Origin of the sequence: Streptococcus sanguinis, from assembly GCF_003943735.1 — a bacterium.
In the GTDB taxonomy this organism is placed as follows: Bacteria; Bacillota; Bacilli; order Lactobacillales; family Streptococcaceae; genus Streptococcus; species Streptococcus sanguinis_E.
The window spans coordinates 1-11,506 of sequence record NZ_RJMV01000005.1 but is presented as its reverse complement, the minus strand read 5'-3'; the positions used below and the strand labels follow the sequence as shown (position 1 = coordinate 11,506).

Sequence of the window (11,506 nt, the reverse complement as noted above, 5' to 3'; positions counted from 1 at the left end):
TCTATTTTTGTAACCAAAGGGCTACTTAATTCGTTATACTTGTGACAATTCAACCGCTTTTCTTGGTATAAACCTTACTACAAATTAGACAAGGAATAATTCACAAAAAAATGCTAAAAGACTTGCATTTTCATTTAAATTTGATAAAATAGTAAGGAAAGTTAGACTGTATTGCCTACTGTCTATCTATAAAATATATTTTATTGGAGGCTTTTACTCAAATGGCAAAAGAAAAATACGATCGTAGTAAACCACACGTTAACATTGGTACTATCGGACACGTTGACCACGGTAAAACTACTTTGACAGCAGCTATCACAACTGTATTGGCACGTCGCTTGCCTTCAGCAGTTAACCAACCTAAAGACTATGCGTCTATCGATGCTGCTCCAGAAGAACGCGAACGCGGAATCACTATCAACACTGCGCACGTTGAGTATGAAACTGCTAAGCGTCACTACGCTCACATCGACGCTCCAGGACACGCGGACTACGTTAAAAACATGATCACTGGTGCCGCTCAAATGGACGGAGCTATCCTTGTAGTAGCTTCAACTGACGGACCAATGCCACAAACTCGTGAGCACATCTTGCTTTCACGTCAGGTTGGTGTTAAGCACTTGATCGTCTTCATGAACAAAGTTGACTTGGTTGACGATGAAGAATTGCTTGAATTGGTTGAAATGGAAATCCGTGACCTCTTGTCAGAATACGACTTCCCAGGTGACGATCTTCCAGTTATCCAAGGTTCAGCTCTTAAAGCTCTTGAAGGTGACTCTAAATATGAAGACATCATCATGGAATTGATGGACACTGTTGATGAGTACATCCCAGAACCAGAACGCGATACTGACAAGCCATTGCTTCTTCCAGTCGAAGATGTATTCTCAATCACTGGTCGTGGTACAGTTGCTTCAGGACGTATCGACCGTGGTATCGTTAAAGTCAATGACGAAATCGAAATCGTTGGTATCAAAGAAGAAATCCAAAAAGCAGTTGTTACTGGTGTTGAAATGTTCCGTAAACAGCTTGACGAAGGTCTTGCAGGGGACAACGTAGGTGTGCTTCTCCGTGGTATTCAACGTGATGAAATCGAACGTGGACAAGTTATCGCTAAACCAGGTTCAATCAACCCACACACTAAATTCAAGGGTGAAGTTTATATCCTTACTAAAGAAGAAGGCGGACGTCACACTCCATTCTTCAACAACTACCGTCCACAGTTCTACTTCCGTACAACTGACGTTACAGGTTCAATCGAACTTCCAGCAGGTACTGAAATGGTAATGCCTGGTGATAACGTAACAATCGACGTTGAGTTGATCCACCCAATCGCCGTTGAACAAGGTACTACTTTCTCTATCCGTGAAGGTGGACGTACCGTTGGTTCAGGTATGGTTACAGAAATCGAAGCTTAATTCGATTCCGTTCCCAGATAACAATTATAGTCAGACACTAAACCCCGTGAAAACGGGGTTTTTGTATGCTTTCTGTATTTAAGGAGATAGTTTTTTAGTCCGAGTAGGATAGTTGTAGGTTGTACTGGCGTAGATATAGCGAATTAGTATAAGATAAAATAAACGACTATGTTTGAAAGTAATCTAAATAAATCTACAATGGATAGATTTATTTAAAAACAAAGTGACTTTCATATTTTTTTGTAAGGGTAATAATGGATTTTTTGATTCTGGTTATACAAACACACTAGAAAGTGGTATAATAGAATGGATTGTAAAATCTTGAATTGAGGGAAATCATGAAACATGTCTTCATCATCGGGAGTCGGGGACTTCCTGCCAAATATGGAGGATTTGAAACTTTTGTCGAGAAATTGACAGAGCATCAAATCTCTTCTCAAATCCAGTATCATGTGGCTTGCTTATCGGATGATGAAGCTTTTCATCATTTTGACTACAAGGGAGTAAACTGCTTTACAGTCAAGCCACCCAAGCTTGGTCCGGCCCGAGTAATTGCCTATGATATGATGGCTGTTTCCTATGCCCTCAAGTTTGCTAAGAAAGAGCAGATTGAGCAGCCAATTTTTTACATTCTTGGAAATACTGTTGGTGCTTTTATCTTTCCCTTTGCTCGTCGTATCCATCAGGCAGGCGGTAAATTCTTTATCAATCCTGACGGGTTGGAGTGGAAGCGGGCCAAGTGGTCTAAGCCAGTCCAATCCTATCTCAAGTATTCTGAAAAGGTCATGACCAAGCATGCTGACTTGGTTATTGCGGACAATCAAGGCATCGAAAGCTATATTCAAAAAGCTTATCCTTGGTCTAAAACGACCTGTATCGCTTATGGAACCGACCTTTATCTGTCTAATCTGACGGAAAACGAAGGCAAGGTCAGGGTCTTCTTTGAAAAGTGGGCCAGTAAGGAAAAAGACTATTACCTCATTGTCGGACGCTTCGTTCCGGAGAACAACTATGAAACCATCATTCAAGAGTTCATGAAATCCAAAACCCAACGTGACTTGCTGATTATCTGCAATCATGAGGGAAATCCCTATTTTGAAGAGCTTAAGCAGAAAACGAGCTTTGACCGTGATTCTCGCATTAAATTTGCTGGGACGGTCTATGATCAGAATCTGCTCAAATATATCCGTAATCATGCTTTTGCGTACATACATGGCCACGAGGTTGGCGGGACCAATCCGGGACTCTTGGAAGCACTGGCTCAGACAGATGCCAATTTGGTGCTGGATGTGGACTTCAATCGGAAGGTAGCAAAAGAAACGGCTCTGTACTGGAAAAAAGAACCCGGCCAGCTGGCTCAGCTGATTGACCGAGTAGATGCTCAAACAGATTTTACGGAGCTAGGTCAAGCCGCCAAAGAAAATATGAAAGAAAACTACACCTGGGAAAAAATTGTGGGTGAATACGAGGATTTATTTTTATCATGAAAGTGACCATTCTTCTGTCCACCTATAATGGGGAGCAATTTCTGGCCGAGCAGATTAAGAGTATCCAAGAGCAGACATATAGAGACTGGCAGCTGCTGATTCGTGATGATGGCTCTACAGATGGGACGCGTGCTGTCATCGAAGACTTTTGCCGCAAGGATGACCGCATTTCCTTTATCAATCGGGAAAATCCACAAAATCTGGGTGTCATTCAGAGTTTTCATAGCCTGCTTCAATATCAAGATTCGGATTTTTATCTTTTTAGCGACCAAGATGACGTTTGGCTGCCAGACAAGATTGCTATGCAATTGGCTGAGGCAGACAAACATGATAGCAGTGAGCCCTTGCTGGTTTATACTGACTTGAAGGTCGTGGATCAAGAGCTACAGGTTGTTCACGAAAGCATGATTCGCACTCAGTCAGATCACGCTAATACAGAACTAGTCCAAGAGTTGACGGAGAATACGGTGACGGGCGGCGTTTCTATGATAAATCGCGCCTTGGCCCAACTTTGGACTGGGAAGGAAGAGCATGAACTGCTCATGCACGATTGGTATCTGGGCTTGCTGGCTGCGGCTTTTGGCAATCTAGTCTATATTGACAAGCCAGGTGAGCTCTATCGCCAGCATTCAAACAATGTTCTAGGAGCTCGAACGCTCAGAAAACGCGTAAAAAACTGGGTGCGTCCCCATGTTCTTTTTGCCAAATATTGGAAATTGATAAAAGACAGTCAGACCCAGGCTAGAAATTTGCTGGTCCTGCCGCTGACTGCTGAAAATAGAGAGTTAATTGAGAATTTTGTGACCATTATGGAGGTGCCTTTTAAGGAGCGCTGGCGCAGGATTCGTCAGTATGGCTACCGTAAAAACCGTACTTTCCATACCCTTGTTTTTACGAGCCTCATTCTCACAAAGTTTGCTTATAAGGAGTAATATTCATGGATTTTTTTAGTAAAAAAAATCGAATTCTTTTGAAAGAATTAATCAAGACGGATTTTAAGTTGCGTTATCAAGGGTCCTTGGTCGGCTATCTCTGGTCGATTTTGAAGCCGTTGATGATGTTTACTATCATGTATCTGGTCTTTGTCCGCTTTTTGCGCTTGGGAGGAAATGTACCACATTTTGAAGTAGCTCTGCTCTTAGCCAACGTCATTTGGGGCTTCTTCTCAGAAGCGACGGCTATGGGGATGGTCTCTATTGTGACACGTGGGGATTTGCTACGAAAGTTGAATTTTTCTAAGCATATTATTGTTATTTCGGCTGTAGCAGGAGCGGCTATCAATTTCTCAATCAACTTGTTTGTTGTTTTGGTGTTTGCTATTTTGAATGGTGTCCAATTTACTCTATCTGCTTTGTGGATTTTTCCTTTGTTTTTGGAACTCTTTTTAATCTCGACTGGCCTAGCTTTCATTTTAGCAACGCTTTTTGTTCGTTTTCGTGACTTATCCCAAATTTGGGAAGTGTTTATGCAGGCAGGACTTTATGCAACTCCTATTATCTATCCTATCAGTTTCATTGTAGATAAAAATCCTTTAGCTGCTAAGCTAGTTATGATGAATCCTTTGGCTCAGATTATCCAAGATATGCGCTATTTCCTGATTGATAAAGCTAATACACCAGTCTGGCAAATGGTAAATAATAAGCTAATTCTTGCTATTCCATATTGCCTTCCTTGGCTTATCTTTATATTTGGATTTTGGATTTTTAACAAAAATGCTAAGAAATTTGCGGAGATTCTCTAATGACAGAAAATAATATTGCAGTAAAAGTTGAACATGTTAGTAAGTTCTTTAAATTACCGACAGAAGCAACCAACAGTTTGCGGACAGCTGTAGTCAATCGTTTTCGAGGTATCAAAGGTTACAAAGAACAGTATGTATTGAAAGATATTTCCTTTAATGTTGAAAAAGGTGATTTTTTTGGAATTTTGGGAAGAAATGGCTCTGGGAAGTCTACCCTTTTAAAAATTATTTCACAGATTTATGTGCCGGAACGGGGCTGCGTGACGGTTGATGGTAAATTAGTTTCTTTTATAGAATTGGGAGTTGGTTTTAATCCTGAACTTACTGGACGCGAAAATGTGTATATGAATGGGGCTATGTTGGGATTTTCAACAGAAGAAGTTGATGCCATGTATAGAGATATTGTTGAGTTTGCAGAATTGGAAGAATTTATGAACCAAAAACTCAAAAATTATTCTAGTGGAATGCAAGTTCGACTGGCTTTCTCGGTTGCTATTAAGGCACAGGGGGATATTTTGATTCTAGATGAGGTGCTGGCTGTAGGAGATGAAGCTTTTCAACGTAAGTGTAATGATTACTTTATGGAGCGTAAGGCTTCTGGTAAGACCACTATATTAGTTACTCATGATATGGGAGCAGCAAAAAAATACTGCAACAAGGCTGTTTTGATTGAAAATGGCTTGGTAAAGGCTATGGGGTCGCCAGAAGATGTAGCTAATCAATACAGTTTCGATAATGCTGTTCAGAAAATCAGTCATGATGAAAGTGAAGATAATTTAGATGCATCAGAAGTGAATAAGGGGAAGGTTCTTGTAGAAAATTTGCAGGTAGAACTGCTTTCAAATCCCAGAATAACTCAGCATGAAGATGTGGAGTTTAGAATTTCGTACGATGTTTTAGAAGATATTTCGACTCATGCTGTATTTTCCATGACTGATATAGACCGGAACATCTGGATTTATAATGATAATTCTTTTGACTCTCCCACTGAGACTAAAGGGCATAAAAGTTTGATTTATAGATGTAGTCTAGCTGCCATCAATAATATAAAATTAAAACTACAGGTAACGATTTTAGGTGATTCTAGAGAAATGCTAGCCTTTGCAAGCGAGAGTAATGCTCCTATTATAATGATAAACCGAGATGACATTGCTAGTGACGATTTTTCAGCTGTTGATTCAGCTGCTGGATTGATTCATAGAAATGGTGAGTGGAAGATTGAGGGATAATTTGATTCCCAAACGATAAGAAAACATATGGGTAATTAGATATTCAAAAGCTTTAAGATTGGATGATAGTTTGCAAAGAAGCGTCAAGAGTACTTGAGAACTTCAGTATTTTCTATTGCTTCAAAATTTAAGGAAGTGTGAATTTTAATTTGAAAGAATTGTGAAGAAAGGATGAAAATATGACTGAACCAGTTGTATCTGTGATTTGTACGGTTTACAATAAAGAAAATTTCTTACCGAAGACCTTAGATAGTTTACTAGAACAAAAAACCTCCTTTTCTTTTGAGGTAATTATTATTGATGATGCTTCTACTGATCATTCAAGAAATATTATTGAAGAGTATCAGGCTAGATATCCTGAACTTATTCGAACGTTCTACAATGAAGAAAACTTAGGGATTGCACTTACCTGGAAGCGAGTCTGTCAAGAAGCTTGTGGGAAATATATTGCCCGCTGTGATGGTGACGATATTTGGTTAGACAATGAGAAACTCCAGAAACAGTATAGAGCTCTGAGAGAAAATCCTGAATATCGTTGGTCTACAACAGATATTTGTTTTATTAATCAAGATAATCAAATTACAGAAGATCAAGTTTTTTCTAGTGGACAGATGCCACTGATTACTTCTTACGAGGTGATGTTAGCAAGCCGAGGTTTTACAGCTCCATCTACTTGGTTAATTGAAAGAGAACTGATGTTGGAAGTTAATGATGAGATGGATCCAACAACAGCTGACGATACTTTTGATATGCAACTTGATCTCTTTCAAAGGACAAAAAAGCTCTTCTTGCCAGAAGCTATGGTTGCTTATCGAATACATGAAGGTTCAGATTCTAGACCTAAGGATTTTGAAGCTTTGCAAAAACGATTTAATCGTCTTTTGGAAACCCAACTTTTCTATGTTGATAAATATCCCCAAAGTGATTTTAAAGAAATGGTTAGATTCCTCTTAGAACGGATTAACACGTATGAGATATATTTGTCCCGGCCAACGAATTCCTTGTCACATATTGGCATTGAAAAACTGACCATCTATTTTGCAGATAAGCTGGGAGTTTTTTCCCAAGAACATATCTTACAAAAAAAACTACAGTTTGAAGATGAAGTTTCTTTTAGGCTTCCCCCAGAATGTAGGAGGCTGCGGGTTGATTTATCAGAGCTTCCTAGCTTTTATTCTCAGGTTTCCCTATTGGACGTAGATAACAATACTGAGATATTACCTAGTGCATCAAATGGATTTACTGCAAAAAATTTTTATTTTTTTCCTCAACATGATCCACAATTGCTTTATGATTTGAGAGACTATCATGGGAAAAATCTTATTTTACGCTATAAAATGCTAAATATTGATGATCCAGTAAAATCAGATTATGTAGCCGTTGTTTTGGGAAAAGAATTGGAGATTTTAACTAGACAGCTGGAAAGGCAAGCAGAGGACAAGGCTGAGTTAGAAAAAATGAAACAGGAAAATCACCGACTACAGAAAGATATTGAGAATATTACCCTTCAGTATAATTCTGTAGTCCATTCTAGAAGATGGACTCTTTCTAGCAAAATTCTAAATATATTTAAAAAAAGGAAGTAAAATGAAAAGAATACTTTTCTATGTTCACTATAATAAATTGAGTATAATTAGCCAACATGTGCTTTATCAACTGGAACACATGAGGCCACTGTTTTCTAAGATTGTTTTTATTTCTAACAGCGCACTAAATGAAAATGATAAGAAGAAAATAGAGAATCAGCATTTAATTGATTATTACATTGAAAGAGAAAATGTTGGTTTTGATTTTGCTGCCTGGCGAGATGGTATGGCTGAAATTGGATTCGAAGAAATAAAAAATTATGATTCTGTAACACTGATGAATGATACATGCTTCGGTCCTCTGTGGGATATGAAGGAAGTATATCGGCGTTTTGAGAATGATTCTTCTGTTAATTTTTGGGGTATGACTAATTTTCGCAGAACCAAGCACTTTCGGGAGCATATACAAAGTTATTATATGTCTTTTTCTAAGGAAGTAGTAGCTTCAAATGTTTTTCAAAACTTTTGGCTTTGTGTACAGAATTTCACCGATGTCCAAGATGTCATTAATCATTATGAAACTAATATTACTACCAATTTAGTGGATGCCGGATTTAGCTACCGAACTGTTTTTGACACAGTTGGTGAAGATACTGCAGGCATGCTTCATCCGGATTTTTCCTATTACAACCCAACGGCCATTTTGCGCCACAAGGTACCTTTCATAAAAGTAAAAACTATCTCTGCAAATCAAAGTATCACACCTTATATTCTAGACGAAATTGAACGAAAAACCGCTTATCCAGTTGATTTAATTGTCTCTCATATGTCTAAGATTGGTTATCCAGATTTGCCTTATCTCCTAAGTAGAAAGTATTTGAAAGAAACGAAGAATGGGCAATTTGAGAATAAGAAGATAGCGGTTCATCTACACGTCTTTTACTCGGATCTATTAGAGGAGTTTTTAGAAGTTTTTCAGAAATTTGAGTTTTCCTATGACCTTTTTATTACGACCAACACAGAAGAGAAAGCATTGGAAATTAAAGATAGTCTCAAAACTTTTCATCAAACAGCTCAGGTTTTAGTTACAGGTAATATTGGTCGAGATGTCTTACCTATGCTCAAATTAAAAGAACAGCTAGCTACTTATGATTACATTGGGCATTTCCATACGAAAAAATCCAAAGAAGCGGATTTTTGGGCTGGGCAGTCTTGGCGAACAGAGTTGATTGATATGTTAGTTTTGCCAGCAAATAATATTATCAAAACTTTTAACCAGCAAGACGATTTGGGTTTGGTCATTGCTGACATTCCAACTTTTTTTCGCTATAATCGGATTGTTGTTGCTTGGAATGAACATCTAATTGCCCCAAAGATGAATGATCTTTGGGAAAAGATGGGATTGAAAAAATCTATTGATTTCAACTCCTTTAATACATTTGTTATGAGCTATGGAACATACATTTGGTTTAAGTATGATGCATTAAAGCCTCTTTTTGATTTAGAGTTGACAGATCAAGATGTTCCTGCCGAACCGTTGCCCCAGAATTCAGTCTTGCATGCCATTGAACGTCTCTTAGTTTATATTGCTTGGGATAGGAACTACGATTTTAAAATTTCACCGAATCGGATAGTACTGACATCTTTTATCGATAATAAAATTCTCAATAATCGAGGAGATTTGCAGCCGTCAACATATGTTGATTTTAACTATATGGGTGGTATAAAAGGAGCGCTAAAATATATTTTTATTGGGCCTGTAAGAGCGGTTAAATACATATTAAAACGTTTGATAGAGAGGTAAGAAACTTNCAGAGTTTTATAAAAAAAATAGATATCATTACTATTGTCAATAAAACTTTATTCGCTTTATTTATGTTTTTCATAAATTTTTTCTTGGTAAATTACTCTATCTTAGACAAGATAGTTAATAATGGTTCGAAAATTGCAGAAAATATCAGGATTCTATCTTTTGTTNTGTATGTTATTTCTGTTTTAGCGGTGTCGCTCTATACGACGAGAATTTTAAGTAGGAAGTTCTTGTTAAAATTAGGTATAGGATATGGAATTTATGCAGTAACTTCTTACGCCATAGTGGTAACTCGAAATCTTAATAATGAGGGTTTTAAGTTATTTGATTTGATAAACAATAATTTTATTCAGTTCAACTTCCTTCTTACGGTACTGGGGATGATCTTAATAGTATATGGTTTTAAATATCTTATGAAGCTACCATATTTTAATCGATATTTCCGTATAGGAGCACTGGATAAAGTTGGCAATATTTATCCACTCTGCCTGTTTTTAGCTTCTTTTGCAGCTAACGATTTCCTTTTAACAGATTATATTCTAGAAAGGAATCAAGTGGTAATAACAAATAATATTAATAGTACGGCATTTCAACAATACCTCTTACATTCTGGAGGGAGTATTTTTATTACCTTAACTGCATTTGGTGTTCTTAGTCTTATATACTTTAAAGGAATGAGTGATGCTAGGCATAATCAAGCTAGTTTTTCATTGGTCATATTGACAAGTTCAATTTTGTCCTTAATTTTTAATTATACACTGCAATATGGTGTTAAAGGGGATGATAGACTTCTAGAAAGATATATTTTCCCTGGTGCAACTCTGTTTCAAATATTAAGTCTTTTTATAGTTTTTATGCTAATATATTTATCTATCAATAGATATTTACTACCAACTTTTCTTATTATCAGTCTAGGCATTNTTTTATCTTTAGCAAATGGTATAAAACAAGGGATGCGTAGTGAGCCATTACTTGTAACTGATTTTGTGTGGTTGCAAGAACCAAAATTGCTCTTAAGTTTTGTAAGCAAATCGGCAATTATTCTTTGCATCAGTTTTTTGGTCACCATAACAGTAGTTTATTATTTGTTGAGAAAACGTATACTTGTTGAAAAGTTGGTAGTAAAAAAACGTTTTCGCTATTCAATGATCTCATTTTTGCTTATAGTATCTCTGTCAGTCTTTGTAGTTTTTAAAAACGAAAAAAATGGGAAAATTACTGAGGGAATTCCTGTTTTATCTACTGTTAACAATTGGGAAGATATAACTTGGATGGGTTTTTCTGTAAATGCACGTTATAAATCACTAATGTATGTATGGATAAAGCAGTTATCTAAAACATTAATGGAGAAACCGGATGATTATAGCAAAGATAGAATTAGTGAAATTGCTAAAAAATACGAAAGGCGTGCACTTGAAATTAATAAAGACAGATTTGAGGATATACATGATCAAACTATTATTTATGTTTTAAGCGAAAGTTTTGCTAATCCAAATAGATTACCTGAAGTACATCTTTCTGAAAATGTTATTCCAAATATAGAATCTATAAAAGAAAAAAACACAGGTGGTCTTATGATTTCGAATGGTTATGGTGGCGGAACAGCAAATATGGAATTTCAAACATTAACAGGTTTACCTTTTGATAATTATTCATCAGCAACTTCTGTTCTTTATACTGAAGCAGTTCCGAATATGAAAGTATTCCCAACGATTAGCAATCATTTTGATTCAAAAAATAGAATAGTTATTCATCCGTCTGGTGCAAATAACTATAATAGAAAAAATATATATAAACAGTTAGGTTTTAATAAACTAATTTTTTCTAGTGATTCTAATAGACAGTTAAAAAATGTCCAGTATGAGGGAGTGAGTGTTAGCGATGAAACGGTATATAATAATGTTTTATCTAATCTCAATGCCTCTGAATCACAGTTTTTTTCAGTAATAACAATGCAAAATCATGCTCCATGGTCTGATCCTCAACCAGAAAATGTGACAGCGACTGGTGATGGCTTAAATGATGAGGAAAATGAAAATCTAACTAGTTATGCAAGGCTATTAACACATACTGATAAGTCAACTATGGAATTTTTAGAAAAATTAAAAAATATAGACAAAAAAATTACAGTGGTTTTTTATGGGGATCATTTACCAGGATTATATCCTCCTAGTATTTTTGCTAATAACCCTTCTTTACAATATGAAACAGATTATTTTATCTGGAGTAATTTCCAAGAAAAAAAAATAAACTATAATTTTGTTGCTGCTAGTGATTTTATAGCAGAATTATTTG

Annotated in this window: 8 protein-coding genes; all 8 read left to right on the top strand. The window is 36.5% G+C overall.

The genetic code is table 11. The features are described from left to right. The first annotated feature begins 221 nt into the window (after nucleotides 1-221). Nucleotides 222-1,418, top strand: coding sequence for an elongation factor Tu (gene tuf, locus D8877_RS06875; protein WP_002895003.1), 1,197 nt, complete (start codon nucleotides 222-224; stop codon nucleotides 1,416-1,418). A 338-nt stretch (nucleotides 1,419-1,756) separates the two neighbouring features. After that, nucleotides 1,757-2,905 carry a beta 1-4 rhamnosyltransferase Cps2T gene (gene cps2T / locus D8877_RS06870; protein WP_125352851.1) on the top strand — a complete coding sequence of 383 codons (1,149 nt, stop codon included), beginning with the start codon at nucleotides 1,757-1,759 and terminating at the stop codon, nucleotides 2,903-2,905. Next, nucleotides 2,902-3,837: a glycosyltransferase family 2 protein gene (locus tag D8877_RS06865; RefSeq protein ID WP_125352849.1), complete on the top strand. Its 936-nt coding sequence runs from the start codon at nucleotides 2,902-2,904 to the stop codon at nucleotides 3,835-3,837. Before cps2T ends, D8877_RS06865 begins: the two co-directional genes overlap by 4 nt. 5 nt (nucleotides 3,838-3,842) lie before the next feature. After that, nucleotides 3,843-4,646, top strand: coding sequence for an ABC transporter permease (locus tag D8877_RS06860; protein WP_125352847.1), 804 nt, complete (start codon nucleotides 3,843-3,845; stop codon nucleotides 4,644-4,646). Continuing rightward, the gene (locus D8877_RS06855) at nucleotides 4,646-5,875 is read left to right on the top strand and encodes an ABC transporter ATP-binding protein (RefSeq protein WP_125352845.1); all 1,230 of its coding nucleotides are present in this window, start codon (nucleotides 4,646-4,648) and stop codon (nucleotides 5,873-5,875) included. The genes D8877_RS06860 and D8877_RS06855 overlap by 1 nt, the downstream gene beginning before the upstream one ends. A 179-nt stretch (nucleotides 5,876-6,054) precedes the next feature. Continuing rightward, entirely contained in the window at nucleotides 6,055-7,461 is a 1,407-nt protein-coding gene (locus D8877_RS06850; RefSeq protein ID WP_125352843.1) for a glycosyltransferase family 2 protein, read from the top strand. A gap of 1 nt (nucleotide 7,462) precedes the next feature. Then, nucleotides 7,463-9,205, top strand: coding sequence for a rhamnan synthesis F family protein (locus D8877_RS06845; protein WP_125352840.1), 1,743 nt, complete (start codon nucleotides 7,463-7,465; stop codon nucleotides 9,203-9,205). A 71-nt stretch (nucleotides 9,206-9,276) separates the two neighbouring features. Beyond that, nucleotides 9,277-11,506: LTA synthase family protein (locus D8877_RS06840; RefSeq protein WP_142999425.1), on the top strand; the 2,230-nt coding region annotated here is incomplete at its 3' end.

Coding starts and splice junctions, on each gene's coding strand:
- tuf (WP_002895003.1), top strand. CDS start 222: ATGGCAAAAGAAAAATACGATCGTAGTAAACCACACGTTAACATTGGT.
- cps2T (WP_125352851.1), top strand. CDS start 1,757: ATGAAACATGTCTTCATCATCGGGAGTCGGGGACTTCCTGCCAAATAT.
- D8877_RS06865 (WP_125352849.1), top strand. CDS start 2,902: ATGAAAGTGACCATTCTTCTGTCCACCTATAATGGGGAGCAATTTCTG.
- D8877_RS06860 (WP_125352847.1), top strand. CDS start 3,843: ATGGATTTTTTTAGTAAAAAAAATCGAATTCTTTTGAAAGAATTAATC.
- D8877_RS06855 (WP_125352845.1), top strand. CDS start 4,646: ATGACAGAAAATAATATTGCAGTAAAAGTTGAACATGTTAGTAAGTTC.
- D8877_RS06850 (WP_125352843.1), top strand. CDS start 6,055: ATGACTGAACCAGTTGTATCTGTGATTTGTACGGTTTACAATAAAGAA.
- D8877_RS06845 (WP_125352840.1), top strand. CDS start 7,463: ATGAAAAGAATACTTTTCTATGTTCACTATAATAAATTGAGTATAATT.